24 protein-coding genes are annotated in these 25,811 nt (G+C 35.0%); 12 read left to right on the top strand and 12 right to left on the bottom strand.

All coding sequences use genetic code 11. The annotated features are described in order from the left end of the window. The 8 genes from ACEN25_RS03660 to ACEN25_RS03695 form a co-directional block, all read left to right on the top strand. Window positions 1-4,824, top strand: a 4,824-nt coding sequence (locus ACEN25_RS03660; protein ID WP_441801711.1) for an Ig-like domain-containing protein, incomplete at its 5' end; no start/stop codon positions are given. Between the two features lie 14 nt (window positions 4,825-4,838). Then, on the top strand, window positions 4,839-5,810 hold the full coding sequence (locus ACEN25_RS03665; RefSeq protein ID WP_441801712.1) for a PorP/SprF family type IX secretion system membrane protein: 972 nt from the start codon (window positions 4,839-4,841) through the stop codon (window positions 5,808-5,810). Between the two features lie 20 nt (window positions 5,811-5,830). Then, window positions 5,831-7,756 (top strand): OmpA family protein, encoded by a 1,926-nt coding sequence (locus ACEN25_RS03670; RefSeq protein WP_441801713.1) that lies wholly within the window; start codon window positions 5,831-5,833, stop codon window positions 7,754-7,756. 102 nt (window positions 7,757-7,858) lie between these two features. Next, window positions 7,859-8,377, top strand: a complete 519-nt coding sequence (idi, locus tag ACEN25_RS03675; RefSeq protein WP_441801714.1) for an isopentenyl-diphosphate Delta-isomerase — start codon at window positions 7,859-7,861, stop codon at window positions 8,375-8,377. Next, the gene (locus ACEN25_RS03680; protein ID WP_441801715.1) at window positions 8,374-8,784 is read left to right on the top strand and encodes a 6-pyruvoyl trahydropterin synthase family protein; all 411 of its coding nucleotides are present in this window, start codon (window positions 8,374-8,376) and stop codon (window positions 8,782-8,784) included. Before idi ends, ACEN25_RS03680 begins: the two co-directional genes overlap by 4 nt. 3 nt (window positions 8,785-8,787) lie before the next feature. Further along, window positions 8,788-9,234, top strand: a complete 447-nt coding sequence (locus tag ACEN25_RS03685; protein WP_441801716.1) for a peroxiredoxin — start codon at window positions 8,788-8,790, stop codon at window positions 9,232-9,234. Window positions 9,235-9,243: 9 nt separating this feature from the next. Beyond that, the gene (locus ACEN25_RS03690; protein WP_441801717.1) at window positions 9,244-10,212 is read left to right on the top strand and encodes a type I phosphomannose isomerase catalytic subunit; all 969 of its coding nucleotides are present in this window, start codon (window positions 9,244-9,246) and stop codon (window positions 10,210-10,212) included. Window positions 10,213-10,253: 41 nt separating this feature from the next. Further along, window positions 10,254-10,520 (top strand): hypothetical protein, encoded by a 267-nt coding sequence (locus ACEN25_RS03695; protein ID WP_441801718.1) that lies wholly within the window; start codon window positions 10,254-10,256, stop codon window positions 10,518-10,520. A 74-nt stretch (window positions 10,521-10,594) separates the two neighbouring features. On the opposite strand, the gene ACEN25_RS03700 is transcribed toward ACEN25_RS03695, so the two are convergent. The 3 genes from ACEN25_RS03700 to ACEN25_RS03710 all read right to left on the bottom strand — a co-directional run bounded on the left by ACEN25_RS03700 (window position 10,595) and on the right by ACEN25_RS03710 (window position 12,900). Then, the gene (locus tag ACEN25_RS03700; RefSeq protein WP_441801719.1) at window positions 10,595-11,338 is read right to left on the bottom strand and encodes a DUF4369 domain-containing protein; all 744 of its coding nucleotides are present in this window, start codon (window positions 11,336-11,338) and stop codon (window positions 10,595-10,597) included. Between the two features lie 137 nt (window positions 11,339-11,475). After that, window positions 11,476-12,396, bottom strand: a complete 921-nt coding sequence (locus ACEN25_RS03705; RefSeq protein ID WP_441801720.1) for an alpha/beta hydrolase — start codon at window positions 12,394-12,396, stop codon at window positions 11,476-11,478. Beyond that, window positions 12,397-12,900 (bottom strand): hypothetical protein, encoded by a 504-nt coding sequence (locus ACEN25_RS03710; RefSeq protein WP_441801721.1) that lies wholly within the window; start codon window positions 12,898-12,900, stop codon window positions 12,397-12,399. A gap of 226 nt (window positions 12,901-13,126) precedes the next feature. Here ACEN25_RS03710 and ACEN25_RS03715 point away from each other — a divergent pair, with 226 nt between their 5' ends. Then, window positions 13,127-13,903 carry a S1/P1 nuclease gene (locus ACEN25_RS03715; RefSeq protein ID WP_441801722.1) on the top strand — a complete coding sequence of 259 codons (777 nt, stop codon included), beginning with the start codon at window positions 13,127-13,129 and terminating at the stop codon, window positions 13,901-13,903. Window positions 13,904-13,906: 3 nt separating this feature from the next. Here ACEN25_RS03715 and ACEN25_RS03720 read toward each other — a convergent pair whose 3' ends face one another. Further along, a complete protein-coding gene (locus ACEN25_RS03720) occupies window positions 13,907-14,767 on the bottom strand; it encodes a helix-turn-helix domain-containing protein (protein ID WP_441801723.1) in 861 nt (286 codons plus the stop codon). Between the two features lie 252 nt (window positions 14,768-15,019). Further along, the gene (locus ACEN25_RS03725; protein WP_441801724.1) at window positions 15,020-15,898 is read right to left on the bottom strand and encodes an AraC family transcriptional regulator; all 879 of its coding nucleotides are present in this window, start codon (window positions 15,896-15,898) and stop codon (window positions 15,020-15,022) included. 215 nt (window positions 15,899-16,113) lie between these two features. Here ACEN25_RS03725 and ACEN25_RS03730 point away from each other — a divergent pair, with 215 nt between their 5' ends. After that, entirely contained in the window at window positions 16,114-16,698 is a 585-nt protein-coding gene (locus tag ACEN25_RS03730) for a T9SS type A sorting domain-containing protein (RefSeq protein WP_125411728.1), read from the top strand. A gap of 54 nt (window positions 16,699-16,752) precedes the next feature. On the opposite strand, the gene ACEN25_RS03735 is transcribed toward ACEN25_RS03730, so the two are convergent. From ACEN25_RS03735 to htpG, 7 genes are all read right to left on the bottom strand, one after another. Continuing rightward, complete coding sequence (locus ACEN25_RS03735) at window positions 16,753-17,115, bottom strand: DoxX family protein (RefSeq protein WP_441801725.1); 363 nt, start codon at window positions 17,113-17,115, stop codon at window positions 16,753-16,755. A gap of 39 nt (window positions 17,116-17,154) precedes the next feature. Then, window positions 17,155-17,547 (bottom strand): hypothetical protein, encoded by a 393-nt coding sequence (locus ACEN25_RS03740; RefSeq protein ID WP_441801726.1) that lies wholly within the window; start codon window positions 17,545-17,547, stop codon window positions 17,155-17,157. A 454-nt stretch (window positions 17,548-18,001) separates the two neighbouring features. Further along, on the bottom strand, window positions 18,002-18,604 hold the full coding sequence (locus tag ACEN25_RS03745; protein WP_441801727.1) for an SET domain-containing protein: 603 nt from the start codon (window positions 18,602-18,604) through the stop codon (window positions 18,002-18,004). A gap of 288 nt (window positions 18,605-18,892) precedes the next feature. Beyond that, window positions 18,893-19,501 (bottom strand): bifunctional nicotinamidase/pyrazinamidase, encoded by a 609-nt coding sequence (pncA, locus tag ACEN25_RS03750; protein WP_441801728.1) that lies wholly within the window; start codon window positions 19,499-19,501, stop codon window positions 18,893-18,895. 2 nt (window positions 19,502-19,503) lie between these two features. Then, on the bottom strand, window positions 19,504-20,040 hold the full coding sequence (locus ACEN25_RS03755; RefSeq protein ID WP_441801729.1) for a hypothetical protein: 537 nt from the start codon (window positions 20,038-20,040) through the stop codon (window positions 19,504-19,506). Between the two features lie 3 nt (window positions 20,041-20,043). Beyond that, window positions 20,044-21,444, bottom strand: coding sequence for a nicotinate phosphoribosyltransferase (locus tag ACEN25_RS03760; RefSeq protein WP_441801730.1), 1,401 nt, complete (start codon window positions 21,442-21,444; stop codon window positions 20,044-20,046). Window positions 21,445-21,619: 175 nt separating this feature from the next. Then, a complete protein-coding gene (htpG, locus tag ACEN25_RS03765; protein ID WP_441801731.1) occupies window positions 21,620-23,509 on the bottom strand; it encodes a molecular chaperone HtpG in 1,890 nt (629 codons plus the stop codon). 235 nt (window positions 23,510-23,744) lie between these two features. Between htpG and ACEN25_RS03770 the strand changes: the two genes are divergently transcribed. Together ACEN25_RS03770 and ACEN25_RS03775 are read left to right on the top strand one after the other, a co-directional pair. Next, window positions 23,745-24,431 carry a TetR/AcrR family transcriptional regulator gene (locus tag ACEN25_RS03770; RefSeq protein WP_441801732.1) on the top strand — a complete coding sequence of 229 codons (687 nt, stop codon included), beginning with the start codon at window positions 23,745-23,747 and terminating at the stop codon, window positions 24,429-24,431. A gap of 6 nt (window positions 24,432-24,437) precedes the next feature. Next, window positions 24,438-25,748: an ABC1 kinase family protein gene (locus ACEN25_RS03775; protein WP_441801733.1), complete on the top strand. Its 1,311-nt coding sequence runs from the start codon at window positions 24,438-24,440 to the stop codon at window positions 25,746-25,748. Window positions 25,749-25,811: the final 63 nt, after the last annotated feature.

Below are 25,811 nucleotides of genomic sequence, written 5' to 3' on the forward strand. Positions count from 1 at the left end.
ACAGGAACACCTGTAACGGTAACCATCCCAGCGGGATCAACTACCAGCGGTCCTATTACAGTACCAACAGTAGATGATATTGCATTTGAAGAAGATGAAACCTTCACAGTTATAGTAACTGTGGTGACAGGAACTGTTTCCAACAGCCCTGCTTCAGCAACTGGTACGATCATATCTAACGAGATCCTTGCGATCAACGATATCAACGATACGTTTGTTAACCAGCCGGTAAGTGGTAACGTAGGAACTAATGATGAGAATCCTGACGGTCCTGTTGGAAGTGAGGTATTCACAGTGGTAACACAGCCTACAAACGGTACTTTGGTTTTCAATCCTGACGGAAGCTATACCTACACACCAAACGCAGACTTTATAGGTGAAGATACTTTCGCTTACCAGGTATGTGATGCAGGTATTCCACAGGCTTGTGATAGTGCAGATGTAACTATACAGGTATTGCCTTTAACTACTAATGAGAATGATCCACCGGTAGCTAATGATGATACAGCAATTACTGAAGCAGGAACCCCTATAGATGGTAATGTATTGACTAATGACTTTGATCTAGATGGCGGACCACTTACTGTAACCGGTAATACAAATCCAACAAACGGAACAGTAGTAGTTAATCCTGATGGAACATTCACCTATACTCCAAACCCTGATTTTACAGGAGAGGATAGTTTTGAATATACCGTATGTGATACTGGTACACCAGCATTATGTGATACAGCAACGGTAACTATCGAAGTTATTGCAGATACTAGAAACTTTACAGTAGCTAATGACGATGCATTCTTCGGATACCTAGGAGCTGAAATAACCGGAAACGTACTTACTAATGATAGCGATCCAGAAGGAGACCTTCCATTAGCTGTAACCGGAAACACCAATGCAGCAAACGGAACAGTTACTTTAGCAGCAGACGGAAGCTTAAGCTATGTACCTAATGCAGGCTTTAGCGGTTCAGATCAATTTACTTATGATATAGTAGATACAGCTGGTTCAGTAGATACAGCGACTGTATACATTACTGTAGATCCTAGTGCGGCTAACACCATCCTTGCGATCAACGATATCAATGATACGTTTGTGAATCAACCGGTAAGTGGTAATGTGGGAACTAATGATGAGAATCCTGACGGTCCTGTTGGAAGTGAGGTATTCACAGTAGTAACACAGCCTACAAACGGTACTTTGGTATTCAATCCTGACGGAAGCTATACCTACACACCAAACGCAGACTTTATAGGTGAAGATACTTTCGCTTACCAGGTATGTGATGCAGGTATTCCACAGGCTTGTGATAGTGCAGATGTAACTATACAGGTATTGCCTTTAACTACTAATGAGAATGATCCACCGGTAGCTAATGATGATACAGCAATTACTGAAGCAGGAACCCCTGTAGATGGTAATGTATTGACTAATGACTTTGATCCAGATGGCGGACCACTTACTGTAACCGGTAATACAAATCCAACAAACGGAACAGTAGTAGTTAATCCTGATGGAACATTCACCTATACTCCAAACCCTGATTTTACAGGAGAGGATAGTTTTGAATATACAGTATGTGATACTGGTACACCAGCATTATGTGATACAGCAACGGTAACTATCGAAGTTATTGCAGATACTAGAAACTTTACAGTAGCTAATGATGATGCATTCTTCGGATACCTAGGAGCTGAAATAACCGGAAACGTACTTACTAATGATAGCGATCCAGAAGGAGACCTTCCATTAGCTGTAACCGGAAACACCAATGCAGCAAACGGAACAGTTACTTTAGCAGCAGACGGAAGCTTAAGCTATGTACCTAATGCAGGCTTTAGCGGTTCAGATCAATTTACTTATGATATAGTAGATACAGCTGGTTCAGTAGATACAGCGACTGTATACATTACTGTAGATCCTAGTGCGGCTAACACCATCCTTGCGATCAACGATATCAATGATACGTTTGTAAATCAAGCGGTAAGTGGTAATGTGGGAACCAATGATGAGAATCCTGACGGTCCTGTTGGAAGTGAGGTATTCACAGTGGTAACACAGCCTACAAACGGTACTTTGGTATTCAATCCTGACGGAAGCTATACCTACACACCAAACGCAGACTTTATAGGTGAAGATACTTTCGCTTACCAGGTATGTGATGCAGGTATTCCACAAGCTTGTGATAGTGCAGATGTAACTATACAGGTATTGCCTGAAGGAACAATTGAAAACAATGCTCCTGTAGCTAATGATGATACGGCAATTACTGAAGCAGGAACACCTGTAGATGGTAATGTATTAGCAAATGACTTTGATCCAGACGGAGATGTTCTTACTGTAACAAGTAATACTACTCCTGTTAATGGTACTTTGGTAATTAATCCTGACGGAACATTCATCTATACTCCAAACCCTGATTTTACAGGAGAGGATAGTTTTGAATACACAGTATGTGATGATAATAACCCATCACTATGTGATACAGCAACTGTAACAATTGATGTTATTGCGAATGCAGGTAATACTATTGTAGCTAATGATGACGCTTATTTTGGTTTGATTGGAGAAGTAATTACAGGGAATGTACTTGCTAATGATAGTGATCCAGAAGGAGATGGTTTTACTGTAACTTCTAATACACAGCCGTTAAATGGAACAGTGGTTATATTAGCAGACGGTAGTCTTACATATACTCCAAATGGGATATATAGTGGTACAGATCAGTTTACGTACACAATTACAGATGATAATGGTGCTACTGATACAGCAACGGTTTACATCAGTATTGATCCTAGTCCAAATGGAGGTAATACCATACTAGCAGTTACTGATATCAATGATACGTTTGTTAACCAGCCGGTAAGTGGTAACGTAGGAACTAATGATGAGAATCCTGACGGTCCTGTTGGAAGTGAGGTATTCACAGTGGTAACACAGCCTACAAACGGTATTTTGGTATTCAATCCTGACGGAAGCTATACCTACACACCAAACGCAGACTTTATAGGTGATGATACATTTACATATCAAATATGTGACGGTGGAAGTCCTCAAGCTTGTGATACTGCATCGGTATATATTCAAGTTGTTCCTCTTGAAACAACCCAGAATGACCCACCGGTAGCTAATGCAGATACAAATACTACAGAGGTAGGAGTTAGTATTGATGGTAATGTACTAAGTAATGATTTTGATCCAGATGGTGATCCAATTACTGTCACTAGTAATACAAACCCTGCTAACGGAACAGTAGTAGTAAATCCTGACGGAAGCTATACATATACTCCGGGACCTGGTTTTGTTGGAGAGGATAGTTTTGAATACACAGTATGTGATAATGGTAATCCACAGGCTTGTGATTCAGCAATTGTAATAATCAATGTTATACCTGATGCAGGTAACATTACAAATGCTAACGATGATGCATACTTTGGGGAGACTAATGAGAGTATAAGTGGTAACGTTCTTGATAATGATACTGATCCAGAAGGGCAAACACAATTAGTAGATGTGGCATTGTCATCTGCTAATGGTCCTGCAAACGGAACAGTAGTTATTAACGCTGACGGTACTTTTATTTACACGCCAAATACAGACTTTGCAGGTAATGATCAATTTACATATCAGATATTTGATGCAGGTTCTCCTGTAGCAACTGATATAGCAACAGTTTATATCTTAGTATCAGAGAAACCAAATCCTGAAATACAACTTGTGAAAACAGGAGTATTTAATGATGAAAATGCAGATGCATTTGCGCAAGTAGGAGAGACTATTACGTATACCTTCACGGTTACCAATACAGGTAATACTGTTGTAAATGGTATTGTAATCGACGATGCATTCTTAGGTATTACTGGATTAACTATAGAGCCTGCAGATTTATCACCTGGAGATGTTGGTGTTGCAACAGCGAGCTATACAATCACTCAAACTGATATTGAGGCAGGATTTGTAACAAACTCTGCTTTAGCGACAGGTAAAGATCCATTTGATGAGGATGTGACAGATACATCTGATAACGGTGATGAGACTGTAGATGAGGATGGTGATGGTGATCCTACAAACGATCCTACAATTACAAATACTCCGGGCTTAACAGGTCTTAGTGTATATAAATTTGGAACGTGGAATGACGAGGATGGTGATCAAGTGCCTGAAGTGGGTGAGACTATTACCTATACCTTTACAGTAAGAAATACTGGTGAAACAGCTATATTTGATATAGTAATCGATGATCCACTAGTGACTGTAACTGGAGGACCTATAGATTTAGCCGCTGGTGCAGTTGATTCAGACACCTTTAGTGCTGTCTATGTCATCACACAGGATGATGTAGAAAATGCAGGTGTTAAAAACCAGGCTATAGGAAGTGGTGTATTAACTAATGGAGATGTTATTGAGGATATATCAGATAATGGTGATGATACTGTCGAAACTGTAGATAATCCAGATGATGCAGATGGTGATCCAACTAATGATCCTACGTTTACAAGATTAGATGGTGTATTAGATAGAGAAGATATCATTGTATACAACGTAATGACACCAAACGGTGATGGTCTAAACGATGTATTTATGATTCAGAACATAACTGATTTCCCTAATAATACGGTTCAAATATTTAACCGTTGGGGTGTAGAAGTGTTCAGTACTAAGGGGTATGATCCTAATTCAGATAATGCATTTAGAGGATTCTCTGATGGTCGTGCTACCGTAAGAAGAGGTGAGCGTTTACCTACTGGTACTTACTATTATATCATTACTTATGAACGAGATAATGGAGAAATACGTAAGTTGGCTTCATTCTTATACATTAACTAATAAAGCATCACTCAATGAGTAATTATAGTAACAAGCTTATGACGATGAATAAAAACTTAGGTAAGTTAATTGTACTAGTTGTTTTGCTTTTTGCAGGATCTAGTTATGGTCAGCAAGATCCCCAGTATACACAATACATGTATAATCCCTTGGTAATAAATCCTGCTTACGCAGGTAACCGGGGGGTTACCAGTATTGTATTGTTGCACCGCAGTCAATGGGTAGGTTTAGATGGCGCTCCACGTACACAGAATCTTTCAGTACATAGTCCTGTAGGATTAGGTAAGGTAGGTGTTGGGTTTAGCTTAGTAAATGATGTACTAGGACCGGCCAGAGAGACTAATTTTAGTGGGGATTTTAGTTATACTATAGAAACTGGAGCAGAGGGTAAATTCAGTTTTGGTATTAAAGGAACTTTAAACTTATTAGATGTTGATTTTAGTAGAACTAATCCTTTTAATGCCGGCGATCCATTTCTAATTAACATAGATAATAAACTTTCTCCTAATGTTGGGGTAGGTATATTCTATCATGATTCTAAATTTTATGGAGGTTTATCTGCACCTTATTTATTACAAACAGATCATTTTGATAGAAGTGGTACCACCGGAGCAGAAACTTTTGTAGCAGAGGAACGAATTCATTATTATGGTTTAGCAGGTTATGTTTTTGATATTGGAAGAGATGTAAAATTTAAACCTTCGACGCTTGTTAAAATGGTTGCTGGAGCGCCATTAGCAGTAGATGTAAATGCAAACTTTTTATTCTATGATAAACTTACATTAGGAGCATCATACAGATGGAGTGCAGCCTTAAGTGGTCTTGTAGGTTTTCAGGTTTCTGATGGAATGTTAATAGGATTTGCATACGATAGAGAAAGTACAGATTTAGGTAATGCTACTTACAATGATGGTACTTACGAACTATTTATACGCTTTGAATTATTCAAGGAGTATAATAGAATGCTTACACCGCGATTCTTTTAATTCCCTAAATTTTCAACCCCATGAATCAAAAATTTATTTTTACACTGGTAATTTTATTATCTCTAACTTCATTTAGTGTTAATGCTCAGGAGCGGGATATAGCTAATGGTACCAAGCAATTTAACAGATATGCTTTTGTAGATTCTCAAAAAATATTTTTAAAAGTTGCTGAAGCAGGCTATGAATCGGCAGAACTATTCAGTAAACTGGGTGATGCATTTTATTATAATGCAGACTATACGGAAGCTGAGATGTGGTATCAGAAATTAGTAGAGAAATATCCTGCCGATGTTACTCCAGACCAATATTTTAGATACGCCCAGACTTTGAGAGCCATAAAAGAGTATGATAAATCTCTTGAGATGATTAAGCGCTACAAAGAGCTTATGAGCACAGAGGGGACAGACTACTATAATGGTACAACTGCAGAAGTTCGTACAGGTTATGTAAATGGCACCTACGAAATTCAAAGACTTAATGTAAATACCGTTGGCTATTCAGATTTTGCGCCTTCATTTTACGGTGAGCAATTAATGTTTGCATCGACTAGAGATACGGGTACTATGTCAACAAGAATTCACAAATGGAATAACCAACCTTTTTTAGATTTATATACAGGATCTATTGAAGACGATGGACAAGTTAAATCTGCTAGTAAATTAAAAGGCCCTGTAAATACAGAGTTTCACGAAAGTACTGCTACTTTCTCTGCAGATGGAAACACCATGTATTTTACCAGAAACAACTTCACTAAAAATCAATATAAAAGTGATTCTAAGCGCACTAATAAGCTCAAGCTCTACAAATCTGTTAAAGGTAGCGATGGGCAATACGGTGTGGCTACAGAGCTTCCGTTTAACAGTGATTCTTTTTCAACAGCGCATCCTGCCTTGTCTCCAGATGGTAAAACCTTATATTTTGCTTCAGACCGTGATGGTTCTTTTGGAGAATCTGATATTTGGAAAGTTGAGATAACAGATGCTGGTGGTTACGGTACCCCTGAAAACCTGGGAGCTTCAGTTAATACACCGGGAAGAGAGACATTTCCTTTTGTAGACAAAAATGGTAAACTCTATTTCTCAACAGATGGCCGTGGTGGTTTAGGAGGTTTAGATATTTACAGCTATGATTCTGAAAAGAATGAAATAACAAATATTGGCGAGCCTATAAATAGCCCGAAAGACGATTTTACATTTATATACGATACCGAATCTGAAACCGGTTATTTTGCATCTAATAGAGCTAATGACCCATTAGATGATGATATTTACGGTTTTGTACGTACTGCTTGTGATAGTAAAGTGAACATTCTTGTTGTTGATAAAGCTACAGGAAAACCATTAAATAATTCATTAATAGGTGTGCGTAATCTAGAAAATGAACTTATCGTTTCTGGAGAAACTGAAGAGCCCAACGCTTCTTATTTATTTGAAAATCCTAATTGTGATACAGACTATTTTGTAAGAGCAGAAAAAGAAGGATATAGTACAGCAGAAAAATTAATAAATGTACCTATAGAGAGTAGTGATGTTACTGTTGTAATGGAGTTAGAGCAGTCTATCACAACCATACCTCCAGACTTTGACTTAGGTAAGCTAATTAATCCTATCTATTTTGATTTTGACAAATCAAACATACGTCCTGATGCAGCTGTAGAGTTAGCTAAAATTATTGAAGTATTGAAAGAGTACCCTATGTTAAGAATAGATGTTAGGTCTCACACAGATAGTAGAGGAGTAGATGCATATAACTTAGCTTTATCAGAGAGACGTAATAAATCTACCATAAATTACATCATCGAAAAAGGTGGTATAGCTAAAGAGCGTTTGACCGGAAGAGGTTATGGAGAGACACAACTTTTAAATAAATGTAGCAATGGGGTTAAATGTAGTGAAGAAGATCACCAGCTTAACCGTAGAAGTGAATTCATTGTTCAAGACTATTAATGCGCATTTAATATAACAAATACCCAAAAGCCTTCTGAATAAGAAGGCTTTTTCTATTGTAAGCCCTTAGTTGTATTTGTACATTTACAACTAAAAAGAAATATGAATGAAGAACTTGTCATTCTTGTTGATGAAAATGATCAACAAGTAGGATTAATGCCCAAGATGGAAGCTCACGAAAAAGCCTTATTACATAGGGCGTTTTCAGTTTTTGTTTTTAATGAAAACAAAGAGCTTATGTTACAACGAAGAGCTTTACATAAATATCATTCTCCAGGTTTATGGACGAATACTTGTTGTAGCCATCAGCGCGAAGGCGAATCTAATATTGCCGCCGGTAAGCGCAGACTTATGGAAGAAATGGGTTTTGTAACAGAACTGGAAGAAAGTATTTCCTTTATATACAAAGCTCCATTTGATAACGGTTTGACTGAGCACGAATTTGATCATATACTGTTAGGGAATTATGAAGGTTTACCAAACCTTAATCCTGATGAAGTATCAGAATGGAAGTGGATGTCCCTTGAAGATATAAAACTAGATATGATAAGTAATCCTGACGTGTATACAGAATGGTTTAAGATCATTTTTGATAAATTTTACAAACATATTGAGCAATGAGTGTAACAGTTAAGCGTAGAGCGCATTTTAACGCTGCTCACAGACTTTTTAGGTCAGACTGGGATGCTGATAAGAATTTTGAAATATTCGGAAAATGTAGTTATCCTAACTACCACGGGCATAATTATGATTTAATTGTAGCAGTAACCGGAGAGATAGATCCTGAAACCGGTTTTGTAATTGATTTAAAAATTTTAAAAGATTTGATAAAATCTGAAATTGAAGAACCTTTTGATCATAAAAATTTAAATCTGGATGTGCCAGAATTTTTTAATTTAAATCCTACAGCAGAAAACATTTGTGTGGTTATTTATGATAAGCTTCGTAGAAAATTAGAAGATAAATTTAAAATTGAAATTACGTTGTATGAAACCCCGCGTAATTTTGTCACGTATTCAGGAAGTTAAGCTATGCTGCAATTAGGAGATAAATTACCCGTTTTTGAATTAGAAGATCAACGCGCTGAGATATTTAGTTCTGTAAATGTTAAAAATAAGGCTGTTGTTATTTATTTCTATCCTAAAGACTTTACGCCCGGGTGCACTGCAGAAGCTTGTGAATTTAGAGATAAATATGAAGATTTTAAGGATGCGGGAGCAGTGGTAATAGGAATCAGTTCTGATGATACCGCCTCTCACGCAAAATTTTCTAAAAAATACAAACTTCCTTTTATAATGCTTTCAGACAGTAATGGTAAAGTTAGAAAGCAGTTTGGAGTAAAGTCATCGCTTATGGGTCTTTTACCGGGTAGGGAGACATTTGTATTTGATGAATCGGGATCGTTAATAATGCGCTATAATAGTATAAAATCAAAAAATCATATATCAAAAGCGTTAAAAGCGCTTACTAAAGAATAATTTCAGACTATGAGTAATACACTTTATCCTTTTACATTTGAACCCGTTCTAAAAGAAAAAATCTGGGGTGGTCAAAAACTGAATCAATTATTCAATAAAGGGAATGACCCTACTGCTAAATTAGGCGAGAGTTGGGAAATTGCAGACCTGGAAGAAGGGCAAAGTATTGTGAAAAATGGTCTTTTAAAGGGAGCTACTTTAAAAGAAATTATCGCAAAGGATCCTGCTTCAATTTTAGGAGAACGCGTTTATAAACAATTCGGACTTCAATTTCCTTTATTAATAAAGTTTATAGATGCGGCAAGTGATCTTTCTATACAAGTACACCCTACAGATGAGACTTCACCTACCGGAGTAGGTAAGACCGAGATGTGGTATATTATGCAGGCAGATAAAGGGGCAAAACTTACGGTAGGATTTAGCGAGAAGATTTCTAAAGAAGATTACGATACGCATATTAAAAATTTGAGTATTGAAGACGTTATGAATCAGCATGAGGTTAAAGAAGGTGATGCCTTTTTTATAAATGCCGGTCGTATACACGCCATTGGTGGAGGTGTTTTGCTAGCTGAAATTCAGCAAACTTCAGACGTTACCTATAGAGTTTATGATTACAATCGTAAAGATGATTCTGGGAATCTGAGAGATTTGCACGTAGCAGAATCCCGTGAAGTTCTCGACTTTGAGCTCACTCAAGATTTTAAGTTAGATTACAATCGTACCAGCTTAAATACGTCACAAACTGTTAAGCATCATACATACTTTAAGACAGATTGGGCTCATATAAAGGATAACGATTATAGTATTGCCAGATCTGATTCATTTACAATCCTTATAATAGTTTCCGGGGAGTTAACTTACACTGGAAGCGGAGGTGAGGGCAAACTTTCAGCGGGAGAAACCTTATTAATACCTGCAAAAAATACCGGAGTTACTTTGAGTGCTGCAACTTGCGAAATTCTTGAAGTCTATTTATAATAAGTGCATAAAATAAACGTACTTTTGCAAAAAATTAAATTATGGCAAATATTAGAGACCTTAAGAAAGATATAAACTTTGTTTTAGGCGATATCATAGACGCAGTATACCTTTGGGAAGCCTTAAATCCTAAAGAAGATCGTACAAAGTCTGAAGCAATTGTTGATGATGCTATTGCAACTTTTGACGAATTAATCGTAAAAGTGAACAACAACAAAGTTGAAAACAGAAGTAAACATCTTAAAGAAGTAAATGCCGAATTAGAAACTAAAGGCAGAGCACTTATTGAGCGTGTGAATGCGCTTTAAGCTAATTTCTTCAAGCATAAAAAAAGCCCTAAATGAAAATAGATTTAGGGCTTTTTTTTTGTGCTTAAAAATTTTTACTCCTCGACAGTAGTAACTGTTGTGGTTTGCTCTTCGTTATCTGAAGTCTTTCGGTCTTTGATAAAATCTTTCAATACGCTACCATATTTTGACTTTTTAATTTTAGGTTCTAAAGAATTGTAAATGGTATCTAAATACTTAATATTGGCATCAAAAATTTCAGATATAGCTAAATAAGGAGCAATCTCAAATTGCTTATTATTCATTGCAAAATTAACGGTGTATAAATATTTACGTTTAGTTAAATTCTGCAGCTTTTGATCGTAATAAATAATTGAGTCTTCCGCCTGCTGTTTACGAGCTTCAAAGTTTTTCTTGATCAGATCAAGATTTTCATCATTAAAACGGCGTATTATTTTGTTATACTCCTCTAATTTAATTTGATTTTCAGAACCGGTAATAGCAGCCTGGCTTTCAAAATTCTTCAACGATGTATTCAAAGTCATTTCACCGGGTTCTGCAAAAAACATAATGCGATCATCGTACTCATAAGCATCTACTTTCTCAAGAGTAAGATATAAAATCTGTGGTTCTTTCAGTTTAGCATAAAATTCAAATTCAGAATCCCCATCTATAATAAGACTGTCTAGGTTGACAAGGGTAGTATCTTCTACACGTTGTAAGTAAAGTTTTCCTTTTTTTAAACCATTAATTTTTCCGGTTAAGGTAAAATCTGAATCTTTATTGCAAGCTACTAATGTAGTTAAGCAAATGATTATAAGAGTAAATTTAATTCGCATTAGTTTTTGTTTGTTCCGGTACAAATATGCCTAAAATCTTCTTTAAAAACTAGCGTAGATATTGAATCAGGCTATTTATATTTCTAAAAAATTAATAGACACCCTATGAACTGATGCGCCTTTTCTAAAATATATTTTTAAGAGCGTACAAAATCAACTATTAAATTTATGAGTTCTTCTGCAACCGGACGGTAGGGCTCATTATAAGATTTAGAGTTTTCTAATTCATCACCTTCAATGATTTTCAGTACGTGATTCATGCCTTCAATATCTACTGCTTTTGCATTGCTATTTGAATTTTTTAGAAGCTCTCCTTCTTTAGGGGTAACCTGAAGATCTTTTGTCCCGTTTACTAAAAGTATAGGAGCGTTTATTTTTGACAATTCCTCAGCAGGATCATACTTCATCCAGCTATTCATAAAAGGCTGTACAGAGGGCCTAAAAATAGATATTAAACCTACGCTATACTTTTCTGATTTATTTTTTTCTCTAAGATCTGTAAATGCTTGTTTTGCATTTTCAACAAGCCCCGGAGCCTGTACTTCTAGTTGATCTACGATAAGCTTATCTATAGACTGGCCTGCACCAGCCAGACAAATTAGATGACTTATATCACGCTGCTCTGCTGCAAGTGTAGCAATTAAGGCACCCTGACTGTGGCCTATGAGCACGATATTAATAAAGCCTGCCTTTTTAAAATAGTCAATGACCGAAACAGCATCAGTTACAAAATCATCAAAACTAATTTTCTCTTCTACAAGGGCATTTTCCTGTATTAAAGTGAAAATTCTTTTATCATATCTATATGTAGAAATACCCTTTTTAGAAAGTTTTTCAGCGAGTTTTTTTAAGCTGTTATTTTGAGCAGTGCGTTGATTGCCATTGCGATCTGTAGGACCAGAACCTCCTATTATTATGGCAAGAGTGTCTTTTGAAGATTTTGCGTGTAGTAATGTTCCGTTAATAAAACTATTTACTCGAATTTCAGACTCTGTATATTCCTGAGCATGGGTTTTGCATATCACTACAAGAAAAAAGGAAAGAATAAAGAATTTCATTTAAGAAGTGGTATTTGCTGGGATGTTATAATAGTTTAAAATTTCTTGTATTTTTTCAGGATATTGAGTGCCTAATAAGAGTTCGTTTCCATCACTAAACATGAGTTGAATACCTTTATTTCCTTTTGTATTTAGAGCCTTTCGCTTTGTGAATGAAATACGATATCCCCAACCGCCGTATTCTCGTATAGGATTGTATTTACGTACTGAAGCACTTTTAATTTCGCTCCAGGATCTAAAACGCGATTTGATGTGAAAAGGAACAAAACGGTAGGTAATGCCTTTTTCATCAATGACCGTTTCTAATTTAAAGACGTACCAGAAGCCTATAAAAAGTCCGAGAATTACCAGAATACTTAGAATTACTGAGGCAATCTCAAACCGCGATAAAATTAGCGTATCATAATTCATAAACAACGGACTTATAGCAATACATAATATAACGACCAGAAGTAATCTCAACCACCATTGATCAAAACGCTGTATTTCTCTAAAAGTTTTCATATTCAATATGCTTCTTATAAATTAAATAGTACGGTAAAGTTATCACTAAAATTACGGAACCCTAATTTTTAAAACGTAAGTTAAACTTAAATGTTTTAGTCTTTAATGTGAAATTGCATGAGGTAACTTGTTTCTTTTCAGCATACTAGATGAAAACAATTATATAAAAGTTATTCAGCCTCTTTTATAGACAAAGATTCTCTTAGATTTGCAAAAAAAAATAAAGATGAAACAACTGATTACGGTTCTTTTTGCGGTACTCTTAAGTACAAATTTTTCACAGGCAAATGATTGGGGTAAAACTGGTCATAGAGCAACTGCAGCTGTTGCAGAGCAGTATCTAACCTCAAAAACTAAGAAAGCTATAGCACAACTTCTAGGTGAAGAAAATTTGGTAACTGTTTCTACTTATGGTGATGATATAAAAAGTTATCAGGAATTTAGAAAATATAGTCCCTGGCATTATGTTAATATAGCTCCGGGTTTAACGTATTATGAAGACACTAAAAATCCTGATGGGGATTTAGTATTTGCAATAAATAAATGTAAAGAAGTTATAGTCTCAACTACATCAACACAAGAGGAAAAAGCTTTTCATTTAAAATTATTAGTACACTTTATAGGTGATTTGCATCAGCCACTGCATCTAGGTAATGCTGAAGATAAAGGAGGAAATGATGTACAGGTGCGCTGGTTTAACGATGGTACAAATTTACACTCATTGTGGGACAGCAAAATGATAGATAGTTATGGGATGTCTTATTCTGAACTTGCAGAAAATTTTGGTAAAGTAAGTAAAAAAGAACAAAAAGCCCTTACCTCAGGAACATTGTTAGACTGGGTTAATGAAGGACAGGAATTAGCTACACAAGTATATGCTTCTGCCGAAGTAGGTGAAAAATTAGGTTATAGATATCAGGTAGATAATTTTGATACCTTACAGGAGCAGATAAAAAAAGGAGGAGTAAGACTCGCCTCGGTACTTAATAGCCTGTTTGACTAGTTTTTATTCTTTTATATAAGATTCTTTATATTGTTTAGGAGTCACCTTGCAGTATTTTTTAAATATACGCGTAAGGTGACTTTCGTCTGTGAATCCCAATTGGTTTGCTATTTGTGATACGGTAAAATTAGACTGTGTGAGTCTTTCCTGGGCAATGCCTAATTTGTACAATATAATATAATTGTGAAGGGAGTTTCCTGTTTCTTTTTTAAAGTAGTTACTTAGAGTACTACTGGTTATCTGAAAATGTTTAGCAATTGTTGAAATTTTCAATAAGCTAGAATCGTATATATTATATCGTATGTAGGCATAGATCTCTTCAATACGATCTGATTTGACTGTAGCTTTTACAAGTTTATTTTCTGATTTAGATTCCGTTATATTTCGAGCTATAACGCTTAGTGTAGTACTTACCATATTTGCAATTATGTGAAGGTAATACTGCTGTTTATCTGTATTTTCTTTTCGTATAAAAAATACAAGCCTCCACATGAGATCGCGATCTTCTGTGGTATTTATAGCTTCTTGAAATTTTCTTTTAGGATGATTTAATATAAACTCACTGCGTCTCAACCAGTATTGTCTATCGGGTAAACTTATTTTGCTGCTTAATAATAAGTTTGTAAACTTAAAAATAACAAATGTGGTTGTTTCGTGAATTTTAAAGTCAGGCAACTCATCTTGTTTAAAAACAAAAATATCTCTCGATTTATAGGATATTACTTTACCATTAAGACTTATTCTTCCGCTGCCATCTTCAATAAATAGAATCTCAAAGTAGAAACAGGGTTTGGGTTGACTATCCCATCTTGAGGTCGTAAAGCGTTCTATTAAAAATATGTCTTGAATATTCAGTTGAGTCATGACTCGATAGATTTGATTGATAGCTCATTATAATTAGGGGTATTTTGTTCTTGTGTATAAAGTATTAAATGAAATTTTTTACAACTTTATATTAGGCAGCTCAAGGGGAGCGCTTATTCTAAATATAGTCTAATATTATGATTTATAACAATTTAAGGTATTAAGTATGAGTGAAAAATGAATATCTTCATTTAAAGATAATATTCTTCTCTAACTTTTATAACAATTAAAAATACTAAATGGATTAAGTATCTATGAAATGATAAATTTCAATTCATTACGATAGGTAGAGGGGGTTTTACCCGTAAATTTCTTGAACTGCTTGTTAAAATGGCTGAAGTTGTTAAAACCACTTTCAAAACATACATCAGTAATACTTATAGGTTTTTCGTGAAGTAATTTTGCAGCGTGTACAAGTCTATACTCGTTCACAAATTGTGTAAATGTTTTCCCGGTTATTTTTTTGAAGTAACGACAGAAAGCGGGTACCGTCATACTTACCAATTCTGCAATTTCTTCTAAAGCAATTTGTCTTTTAAATTGCTCTTTAACAAAGTTGAAAATAACATTTATACGATTGTTGTCCTGCAATTCGGTTTCTAAAATAAAACCCTGAGCATTTAATACGGTATACTTATCTGCTGTTTCTAAAAGTTTAAGAATCTCAAGTAATCCCAGTAGACGATCATAATTTGAAGCATTCTTGAGTAATTCGATTTTTGCACCCACAGTTCGTTTTACTTCACCGTGAAACACGATACCCATTTTAGCCCTTTCAAATAAGGCCTTTATACTGCGCATCTCAGGGATATCAAAAAAAGATTCACCTAGAAAGTCAGGCCTCATTTGTATAACCGTCTCCTGCTCGTAGTTGTTTAATGAATCTGTAAATCCGCAATGGGGTAAATTAGACCCTATGAGTATTAGTTCGCCATTGCGGTAGTACGAAATATGACTACCTACCTGTCTTTTTCCGGTACCCCCTTTAACATAAACTAATTCAAGTTCAGGGTGATAGTGCCAGAATGTATGATTATTATTTTCGTGGTTTTCGTCATATGTTCTGCAGGAAAACGAACTTCCAAAACCGGGTTCTATTTTTTCGAATGCAGGTTTTGCAGACTTAATCATATGTTCTGTATTAATTCAATTTAAATTTATATAACCTATTAGATTTTTTATGGTGCAATATTAACCCAAATATATATAATTTTCACAAAATGGATATATAATCAATTTGTAAGGTTAAAATACTACATTAATCTGCACAACGGCTTCTATTTTTAGGTACAAATCCCCCATACATTTGTAATGTGAAATTTATAAATCACAAAAAACCCAAAACTATGAAGACAACAATTAAAACTTTGGTAATGGCATTAGTTTTAGCTTTTAGCTTAAACGCAAATGCCGCAGACGGAATCGCAGTTACTGTAAACGAAAACTTTATGGTTAAAGTTGAGTATACAAATGCAATGGAGGGAGCCCAGATTTATCTGGAAGATGCTAAAGGTGAAAAACTCTACAGGGAGTATGCAGGCAGTTTAGCAAATGATTTTAAGACATTAAGTTTAGAAAACCTTCCAAGTGGTAAGTACTATCTTATTTATGAAGATGATTACGCTAAATCGTACACTACAATAGATAAGAAAGTTAATGGTCTTGACATTGTAAGTGATGAGAGTAAAACTATTTTTAAGCCTAATTACAAGATACAGGATGGTATTGTATTAATTTCTTTTACAAACCCAAAGGAAGTTAAGACAACAACTCGTGTTTATGATGAGAATGGTGAGATTATAGAATCTATATCAGACAAAAGTCTTGTTGTTAAACAAGCTCTAAACCTTTCTGAATTAAGAAAAGGTGCTTATCGTATAGGCATTACAATAGGTAAGGACTATTTCTCAAAAGAAGTAATGATTGACTAAGTGAATAAGCTTATCTCTAACTAAAAAAGCCCTCGTTACGAGGGCTTTTTTAGTTTAAATAGATAGGTAAATGTAAGCCCAATACATTAAACCGAATTGTAAAATTATACGCCCCCACAAAATCCATTTTGGAAGATTAAGACCTGCTTTATCTGAAGAAAGCATATAAAAATGAACCAGTAAAAATACCGTGAGCATTAAAATAATACACCAAATGGCAATATTCTTTGTTTCTGGAAAACAGAGTCCAATACCGGTTAGAATCTCAGCTAAACCGCTTAGGTAAACCAGTACTTTTGGTTTTGGCAGGTATCTTGGCATTATCCGTAAATAAGCTTTTGGTTTTATGAAATGCATTGTGCCTGCAAAGCAATACATTGCGGCCATTAAAAATAAGTGCCAGGGGTAATTTGTCATATTAGTTTTTTAAAATATGGCGTAGTGTTAGAACAATTTCTAGGAGTTAAATTTGAGATGTTTTAGATGTTCTTTAAATTTAGAAAAAGATTTCTGATCAACTGCTTTTGAAGAAATCCATATTTTCCTTTTACTACCTACAAGCACAAAATCTCCCGAATTATTACTGTGAAATCCTTTTAATGATGCTATAGGAATTCGCGTTGTTTTTAAAATACAATATTTCACAAAATGACTTTCGGTTAATTTAAGATAGGGGTGAGTTTTTAAATAGTAAAATTTGCAGAAATAATAAATTGCTAATCCCATCATTAAGATATCAAACCAACCTAATGCGTTTGATAGAAATAGTCTGAAAAGTATTAAAATAACCCAGACAATAGCAATGCCTAAAGTCAAATATGTCGAGTTTTTCTTATGACCGAGCTCCATTATACTTATATTTTAGAGGTCGAATATACCCGTTGATTAAATAGATAAATTGCTGCAACTGCAGTAAAACGTGTTTAGATAGTAACATATTTTTTGTAATAAATTTGAATTCATTGGGGTGATTTCAAAACCTACATCTCAATTAAAATTGTGAAATTTAATTGAATTATAGTGATTTAGACTTGCAATATAATGCTACAAACTAATATTTCTTTACAGATTTCCTCATTTTATACGATTAATCTTAATATTTAAGATATTCTGCTTTTCCTAAATGATAGAATTTCAAGCTGAATTATTGATATGAAGACGCTTCATGCAAGATTTGTAATATTGTAAAGTATCTAACGGTATGCACTATAAACAATAGACATAGCCAGTAAAAAACTTTAAATATAGACCATAAAAAAAGCCTCAGGAAATTGATGCTTTGCCATTTAGTATTAAATGCTAATTATATGGTAACGCTTACGTGTGGATTATAATAATTCTCTGCGATTGAAGCCATCTCTTTTTTATGTGAAATTATATCTTCTATCGTATTCCAGGTAGCACTAGAAATTAAGTTTTTTAAAGGTTGGTCAACTTTTGTTATTTCTGAAAATACCGCTTTAACCTGTGCGTCCCAGACGTTAGCATATTTTAATAAATCATCTGGATATACCGTTTTACGTTCTGTGCCCTCATCAATACCTGTAAAAGGTTCTGTTACATTGAGATACCCATAATCGTCTGTAAGTTGCTCCCCCGGGTGAATATCGCATATGGCTATTTCAAAGTCATATGCTGTACTTAAACAATTAGATTTAAAACTGTGATTTACAAATCTGCCATTATCCCAGCAGAGCACGAGATTTCCTGATTTATTTCGGTAGGTATAGGTCTCTAAGATGTTTTGGTAAAGAATATCTAATTGTTTAAAGTCTGAAGGTGTAAATTCTCGATCGAGTTTGTCTAATGCCCATGTTATTGTTCCTGCCGGTATAAATTGAGTAGCAACTACGCCGTGGCCTACCTGGTCATTTATAAAACGGATCTCAGTATGTGGGTGAATCATAAAAGGTATTTAAATTAGGTTTGTAAAGGTTGCCGTGAATTATAATTCTTTGGTATTAACCCCAAAAAATCAACCTAATTTAATCACTTTTTTAATTGAAAATTCACAAAAATCTGTTAGCGTAGAAATATTTTATGAGTTTTAATAATTAATTTAAAATCAATGTTCAACGCGTATTTTTTAGTAATGTTCAATGCGTATTTAAATTAGAAAAGAGGAAAAACAATTAGCTTTTCCTCTCTTTGAAATTAATTTTTAAGCACCCAAATCTTAAAGTTGAAAAATGATTTAAGCCAGTTGTTCAGCTACTTTTATTCTACCACCTTTGGCAAGAATTTCTTCTTTCATTTTACTAAAAGACTCTTCGCTTATGGCACGGGTAGCATCTTCATAAAGCGTGACTTTAAAACCTTCCTGAAGAGCATCTAAAACCGAATAGGAAACGCAATAATCTGCAGCCAAACCGCAGAAATACAAAGACGTAACTCCTTTGCCTTTTAGGTAACCCGCTAAACCGGTAGACTTTTTATGAGCATTGTCATAAAAGCCACTATAGCTATCAATTTTAGGATCTGTTCCCTTTCTAAAAATAGCTTCAATACGCGATGCATTTAAGTGTGGATGAAAGTCTGCACCACCAGTAGTTTGAATACAATGAACCGGCCATAAAACCTGTTCTATACCATTCATATCTATTTTCTCGTATGCTGATTTTCCGGGGTGATTATCAGCGAAGCTCGAGTGATTTTCGGGGTGCCAGTCTTGAGTTGCGATTACTAAATCAAATTTATTTTGAAGATTGTTTATGAGTGGTATAATCTGATCTCCGCCCGGTACAGCAAGTGGTCCTCCAGGCATAAAATCATTTTGCATATCTATTATAATAAGCGCTTTCATCTTTATTTTTTAGTTGTCTTTGTATTTAATTTTTTTAAGACAGTAGCAAGTTCATCATTTTTAGTTTTCATAAGTACTGCGCCACAACTGGCTTGCGCCCCATAAAATGCAGTTGCTTTAGTGTCTTTTAGAACTTTTACAGAATCTATATGTTCTGAATTGAGCATTTTAATCAAATCTTTATATTTTGAATTTTTCTCCAAATCTAATAGATACATATCATCTGAATTCAACACGAAAAGTATTTTACAAGCCGCAGTTACTTTAGGCAACGAATCTTGAACTGCATTTAAACGTTCTCGAGCTTCTTTAGATAAACCGGTGTATGAAACCCTGGGTCTTGGAGCGATAAATTGAGCGTCATCTACTATTTTTTTCTGAATAGCGTTTAGCTTCGTTTCAAGATCTTGCGATTTTTCTAAATTCATCAGCCAGGTCTCGTTTTCTTCACGAGATAAGTAGTTTTCAGATACCTCATTTTGTGCAAAAGAAAGCAGAGAGGTAAATACCAGGATAATACTAAATGTGTATGTTTTCATCAGTTATTTTTTATGTTCTTCAATAAGATTATCGCGTTCTTGTTTTAAGCGATCGCTAATTCCCACCTTGTAAATATGCGGATTGTCGAAACGCTTATATTCTTCGGGCAAGCCTGCGAGTTGTGTTTTGCTAAATGCTGCAATTTCCTGCACGCTTTGTATTTTGTGAAGGCGTTTGCCGTTTTGCATAACGGGCTTGAGCATCGCCTCTTGTTTAAGCGTGGCAATGTCAAGACTTTTAAACGGTTCAACTGGATGATGCATTCGGTTTACGTGCGATTCGTCAGCTATTGCTATTGCATCAGCGCCTATTAAAATTCCTTCTTCATTTTTTATTCTATATACTTGCTTTTTATAGGGGAGCGTAACCTTGGCTATACTTTCAGAAATTTTAATGCGTGGTTTTCCATTAGCAAATGCCAATTTGTAAACACCATCTAGTGCCCCGTCTGGTTTACCTATTACCAGATTAGTTCCTACTCCATAAATATCTATGGGTGCTTTTTGATTTTGTAAACTTTGTATTACGTATTCATCAAGTTGATTAGAAGCTGCGATTTTTACATAAGACAATCCTGCATCATCCAGCATTTTACGGGTTTTCTTAGATAAATAGGCGAGATCTCCGCTGTCTAGTCTAATTGCAAGTAGTTGCTCGCCACGAGCTTCCATTTCTTTTGCTACCGTAATGGCATTAGGAACACCGCTCTTTAACGTGTCGTAAGTATCTACCAGCAAAACGCAGTTTTTAGGTCTGTTTTCGGCAAAATCTCTAAATGCGGTAAGTTCATCATCATAGCTTTGCACAAAAGCGTGTGCCATAGTTCCACTTATTTTGATCCCAAAATCTCTCCCTGTAATTACATTACTACTACCGTCAAAACCACCTATAACTGCCGCACGAGATGCGTAATATCCTCCGGGACCTTGTGCCCGGCGCAACCCAAAATCAAGTAAGGTCTTATCTCCCGCAACCTGGCGAATACGACTTGCTTTAGTAGCTATTAAGGTTTGAAAATTAAGTGTGTTTAATAATATAGTTTCAATAATTTGCGCTTCAATAAGATTTGCTTCAACCTGTAAAATAGGAGCCGTACCAAACACCAGTTCTCCTTCCGGCATCGAATTTATGGTTCCGCTAAAGCGGAACTCTTTTAAATATGCTAAAAAAGAGGGTTCAAAATCTAAGGTTTTGAGATAAGTGATATCTTCTTCAGAAAAACGTAACTCTTCAATAATCGTGAGTAGTTCTTCTAATCCTGCAAAAATTGCATAGCCTCCTTTAAATGGCAGTCTTCTAAAGTAATAATCGAACACGGCCTGTTCATTTTGTTTTTTATTGAAATAAACCTGCGCCATACTCAATTGATACAGGTCTGTGTAGGTTGCTGTGTATTGAAACATAGATTACTGTTTGGTTACGTGAATTTAACAATAAAGAGGTTAGGGTAACTGTATTGTGGGTTAAAGAAACGTTAGAAAAATATATTTATAAAAAAAGCCACCCAAAAAGAGTGGCTTCTAATATTTAAGTTAGGATGGTAGATCTAGTGTCTCAAATCTAAGATCTCTAATTTTCCTATTTAATCATCTCATAGGAACGTTTGACAAAGTTAGTCAAAGCTTCTCCTTTTAGCAAGCCCTGAGATAAACGCGCAAGATCCATAGATTGTGTTATTAAACGTTCTTGTTTCTTCTTTGTTTTTGTAGATAAAATCTCATTAACTAACTCACTGTTTGTGTTGACAATCACATTATACATATCTGGCATATTACCCATACCAAACATACCGCCACCGCCGCCGGTTGCCTGCATCTCTTTCATACGACGCATAAATTCTGGCTGGGTGATCATAAATGGAGCCGCATTACTGTCTATTGCTTCAAGTTTAATCGTATATGATTTATCTGCTATAGTCTCCTCTAGAAGTTTTTTCAAACTTTCTTTTTCTTCATCAGAAAGCTTTGAAATTTGTTCTTCATCTTTTTTGATTAAACTTTCAACATTATCCCCATCTACACGTACAAAGCTGATGTTTTCTTTAGAAGTTTCCAATTTCTGCAATAAGTGAGAAACAATAGGAGAGTCTAATAAAAGAACTTCGTAACCTTTAGCTTTTGCAGCTTCTATGTATTGATGTTGTGCATCTTTATTTGACGCGTAAAGAACAATAAGTTTACCATCCTTGTCAGTTTGCGAGTCTTTAATTTTCTCCTGTAACTCTGCAAAAGTATAATACTTATCGTCTACAGTAGGGTACAATGCAAAACTATCTGCCTTCTCAAAGAATTTATCTTCGCTAAGCATACCGTACTCAATCACCACTTTTATGTCGTTCCATTTTTTCTCGAAGTCTTCACGATCTTCGTTGAATAGTGATTTTAGTTTATCTGCAACTTTACGGGTAATGTAGCTTGATATTTTTTTAACCGCTCCGTCTGCTTGTAAATAGGATCGGGAAACGTTTAAAGGAATATCTGGAGAGTCAATAACCCCACGTAGCATAGTTAAAAATTCAGGAACAATACCTTCAACATTATCAGTTACGTAAACCTGATTTTGATACAGTTGAATTTTGTCTTTCTGAATATTCATGTCCTGACCTAAACGTGGAAAATATAAGATTCCTGTTAGGTTAAAAGGATAATCAACATTTAAGTGAATATGAAAAAGTGGCTCTTCAAATTGCATAGGATATAACTCACGATAGAAAGAGTTATAATCTTTTTCTTCAAGTTCTGTAGGTTGCTTGGTCCAGGCCGGGTTAGGGTTGTTAATGATATTATCTACCGTTTTGGTCTCTGCTTCAGCATCTTCTGGAGCATCCTCTGGTAAAGGAAGCGTTTCTTCTGTAGTACCAAATTTAATAGGTACCGGCATAAATTTATTGTACTTAGCTAGTAACTGGCTAATACGGTTTTCTTCTATAAACTCTTCAGAATCTTCTGCAACGTGTAAAATTATTTCTGTACCACGATCTGTTTTATCAGCGGGTGTAAGTGTAAATTCTGGAGAACCATCACATTCCCAGCGTACTGCAGGCTCATCTTTAAAAGATTTTGTGATGATTTCTACCTTACGAGCAACCATAAAAGCAGAATAAAAGCCCAGTCCAAAATGCCCAATAATACCGCTATCTTTTGCAGAGTCTTTGTATTTATCTAAAAACTCTTCTGCACCAGAAAAGGCAACTTCATTAATATACTTTTGTACTTCCTCTTCAGTCATACCCAGACCTTGATCGATAATACGAATAGTTTTTTCGTCTTTATCAACCTTAACCTCAATTATAGGATTGCCATATTCTACATTGGCCTCACCTATATTAGTAAGGTGTTTCAATTTAAGCGTAGCATCTGTCGCGTTAGAAACTAATTCCCTTAAAAAGATCTCGTGATCACTGTACAAGAACTTCTTGATAAGCGGGAAAATGTTCTCAACAGCAACATTAATTTTACCTGTAGACATAGTGTATGTTGTTTTTAAAAAAGCCGACAAATAAGTCGATTTATATGATTTTTAATAGTTCGCTTAGCACATTGGCTAAGCGCAGAGCACTTAAGTCAAAAAAAGTACCAAAGGAGAGGGTGTGACAAACTGACACAACTTTCAATATAACTGAAAGAACTTTAACGAAAGGTTTTGTTTAAGGGTTTTGAAATATTATTAAACAGATTTATCTTTACAATCGTAAACAGAGATTATGGCAGGCACTAAGAAAACTGTAGTTAAAAAAGTAGAACCACAACTTACTAAAGATTTGGTTACAACGATGTATATGGAATATGTATTGGAGCACGGTCTAAGACCTACTTCGGTATTTAAATTCTGTAAAGAGCATAATATTGAAGAGGGTGCATTTTATAATTTCTTTGGTTCTTTTCAAGGTATAAGAGAATCTATATGGGTTAGTTTTTTTGATAATACGATTAATGTCTTACATAAAAATCCGGATTATTCGACCTATCCTAATAGAGAGAAAATGCTCTCATTTTTCTATACTTTTTTTGAAGTATTGACTGCTAATAGAAGTTACGTATTGTATGCACTTCACGAGCAAAAAGATACTTTAAAGAGTTTAGGACAATTGCGCGATCTAAGATTAAAAGTTAGAGATTATGCAGGAGAATTAATTGAAGATGCAAATGATGAGAAGGCATCACGTTTAACTAAAAATCCTGTTTCTATATTTAGTGAGGGAGCCTGGTTACAAACATTATTTCTTTTAAAATATTGGATGGATGATAATTCAGCACGCTTTGAAAAAACGGATGTAGCTATAGAAAAATCTGTAAATGCAATATTTGATGTGTTTAATACTACACCATTAGAAAGTATTCTTGATTTCGGAAAATTTTTGTTTAAAGAAAACTTTTCAAGATCTAAATAGGAAACTATGAAAACTATAGATTACATCCCAACAAATAAATTACAGCGTGCGTCACAGCTGGTTAAGACCGGTGTGAAAGTGGGGGGTAATTATGCAAAATATTATGGTAAAAAAGCTTTTAACAGCGATCTTACCAGAGAAGAACTAGACGAGGAAAATGCAGGTGATATTTATGATGGTTTAAAAAGTCTTAAAGGAAGTGCTCTTAAAGTAGCACAGATGTTGAGTATGGAAAAAAATATACTGCCTAAGGCATATGTTGAAAAATTTTCACTATCTCAATTCTCTGTACCGCCTTTGTCAGCTCCATTGGTTAGAAAAACATTTAAAAAATATTTAGATAAATATCCGGAAGAGATATTTGATACGTTTGCGACTCAAAGTATAAACGCTGCCAGTATCGGTCAGGTACATAAGGCAACGTTAGATGGGAAAAATCTTGCTGTGAAAATACAATACCCGGGAGTCGCAGACAGTATTAGTAGTGATCTGGCTCTAGTGAAGCCTATCGCTAGCCGGATGTTTAATCTAAAAGGTAAGGATAAAGAGAAGTATTTTCAGGAAGTTGAAGATAAATTACTAGAAGAAACAGATTACATTTTAGAAGTACGTCAAAGTTTAGACATTACCTCAAAATGTAGTGTTATTCCAAACTTAAAATTTCCTAAATACTATCCTGAATTGTCTAGTGAACGCATCATTACAATGGACTGGATGACAGGTGAGCATTTGAGTGAATTTACTGCTCATAATACAGATCAGGTAGCAGCAGATAAAATAGGGCAGGCTTTATGGGATTTCTATATGTATCAAATGCATTTCTTAAAAGCGGTGCATGCAGATCCTCATCCCGGAAACTTTCTTGTAGATTCTGATCATAATTTAATAGCTATTGATTTTGGGTGTATTAAAAAAGTTCCTCAAGAATTTTATACTCCTTATTTTGAATTAGCAGAGCCTAAAAATATTAATGACCCAAAGATTTTTAATGATAAAATGTTTGAGTTAGAAATACTACGGGAAGATGATTCAGTAGAAGAGCTTCAATTCTTTTCAGAATTATTTCACGAGATGTTGAGTTTATTTACTAAACCATTTCATCATGAGACGTTTGATTTTAATGATGAATCATTCTTCTCTCATATTGCAGATTTGAGTGAAAAGTATTCAAAAGATACGCAACTGCGTAAAATGAATGGTAATAGGGGAAGTAAACATTTTTTATACATAAACAGAACCTTTTTCGGTTTGTATAATTTAATGCACGATTTAGGAGCGAAGATTGTTGTTAATAACTATAAACAGTATATAGATTAAGAATATAAAGATAATAATTGGTTAGTAAGATTATTGGTTAGGTTGTTTTGAGAGGCGCACTTT

The organism is Leeuwenhoekiella sp. W20_SRS_FM14 (assembly GCF_052119605.1).
Lineage (GTDB): Bacteria > Bacteroidota > Bacteroidia > Flavobacteriales > Flavobacteriaceae > Leeuwenhoekiella.

What these genes read in the sequence shown, in the direction of transcription:
- ACEN25_RS03665 (WP_441801712.1), top strand. Translation starts at nt 4,839, where the DNA reads ATGAGTAATTATAGTAACAAGCTTATGACGATGAATAAAAACTTAGGT.
- ACEN25_RS03670 (WP_441801713.1), top strand. Translation starts at nt 5,831, where the DNA reads ATGAATCAAAAATTTATTTTTACACTGGTAATTTTATTATCTCTAACT.
- idi (WP_441801714.1), top strand. Translation starts at nt 7,859, where the DNA reads ATGAATGAAGAACTTGTCATTCTTGTTGATGAAAATGATCAACAAGTA.
- ACEN25_RS03680 (WP_441801715.1), top strand. Translation starts at nt 8,374, where the DNA reads ATGAGTGTAACAGTTAAGCGTAGAGCGCATTTTAACGCTGCTCACAGA.
- ACEN25_RS03685 (WP_441801716.1), top strand. Translation starts at nt 8,788, where the DNA reads ATGCTGCAATTAGGAGATAAATTACCCGTTTTTGAATTAGAAGATCAA.
- ACEN25_RS03690 (WP_441801717.1), top strand. Translation starts at nt 9,244, where the DNA reads ATGAGTAATACACTTTATCCTTTTACATTTGAACCCGTTCTAAAAGAA.
- ACEN25_RS03695 (WP_441801718.1), top strand. Translation starts at nt 10,254, where the DNA reads ATGGCAAATATTAGAGACCTTAAGAAAGATATAAACTTTGTTTTAGGC.
- ACEN25_RS03700 (WP_441801719.1), bottom strand. Translation starts at nt 11,338, where the DNA reads ATGCGAATTAAATTTACTCTTATAATCATTTGCTTAACTACATTAGTA.
- ACEN25_RS03705 (WP_441801720.1), bottom strand. Translation starts at nt 12,396, where the DNA reads ATGAAATTCTTTATTCTTTCCTTTTTTCTTGTAGTGATATGCAAAACC.
- ACEN25_RS03710 (WP_441801721.1), bottom strand. Translation starts at nt 12,900, where the DNA reads ATGAAAACTTTTAGAGAAATACAGCGTTTTGATCAATGGTGGTTGAGA.
- ACEN25_RS03715 (WP_441801722.1), top strand. Translation starts at nt 13,127, where the DNA reads ATGAAACAACTGATTACGGTTCTTTTTGCGGTACTCTTAAGTACAAAT.
- ACEN25_RS03720 (WP_441801723.1), bottom strand. Translation starts at nt 14,767, where the DNA reads ATGACTCAACTGAATATTCAAGACATATTTTTAATAGAACGCTTTACG.
- ACEN25_RS03725 (WP_441801724.1), bottom strand. Translation starts at nt 15,898, where the DNA reads ATGATTAAGTCTGCAAAACCTGCATTCGAAAAAATAGAACCCGGTTTT.
- ACEN25_RS03730 (WP_125411728.1), top strand. Translation starts at nt 16,114, where the DNA reads ATGAAGACAACAATTAAAACTTTGGTAATGGCATTAGTTTTAGCTTTT.
- ACEN25_RS03735 (WP_441801725.1), bottom strand. Translation starts at nt 17,115, where the DNA reads ATGACAAATTACCCCTGGCACTTATTTTTAATGGCCGCAATGTATTGC.
- ACEN25_RS03740 (WP_441801726.1), bottom strand. Translation starts at nt 17,547, where the DNA reads ATGGAGCTCGGTCATAAGAAAAACTCGACATATTTGACTTTAGGCATT.
- ACEN25_RS03745 (WP_441801727.1), bottom strand. Translation starts at nt 18,604, where the DNA reads ATGATTCACCCACATACTGAGATCCGTTTTATAAATGACCAGGTAGGC.
- pncA (WP_441801728.1), bottom strand. Translation starts at nt 19,501, where the DNA reads ATGAAAGCGCTTATTATAATAGATATGCAAAATGATTTTATGCCTGGA.
- ACEN25_RS03755 (WP_441801729.1), bottom strand. Translation starts at nt 20,040, where the DNA reads ATGAAAACATACACATTTAGTATTATCCTGGTATTTACCTCTCTGCTT.
- ACEN25_RS03760 (WP_441801730.1), bottom strand. Translation starts at nt 21,444, where the DNA reads ATGTTTCAATACACAGCAACCTACACAGACCTGTATCAATTGAGTATG.
- htpG (WP_441801731.1), bottom strand. Translation starts at nt 23,509, where the DNA reads ATGTCTACAGGTAAAATTAATGTTGCTGTTGAGAACATTTTCCCGCTT.
- ACEN25_RS03770 (WP_441801732.1), top strand. Translation starts at nt 23,745, where the DNA reads ATGGCAGGCACTAAGAAAACTGTAGTTAAAAAAGTAGAACCACAACTT.
- ACEN25_RS03775 (WP_441801733.1), top strand. Translation starts at nt 24,438, where the DNA reads ATGAAAACTATAGATTACATCCCAACAAATAAATTACAGCGTGCGTCA.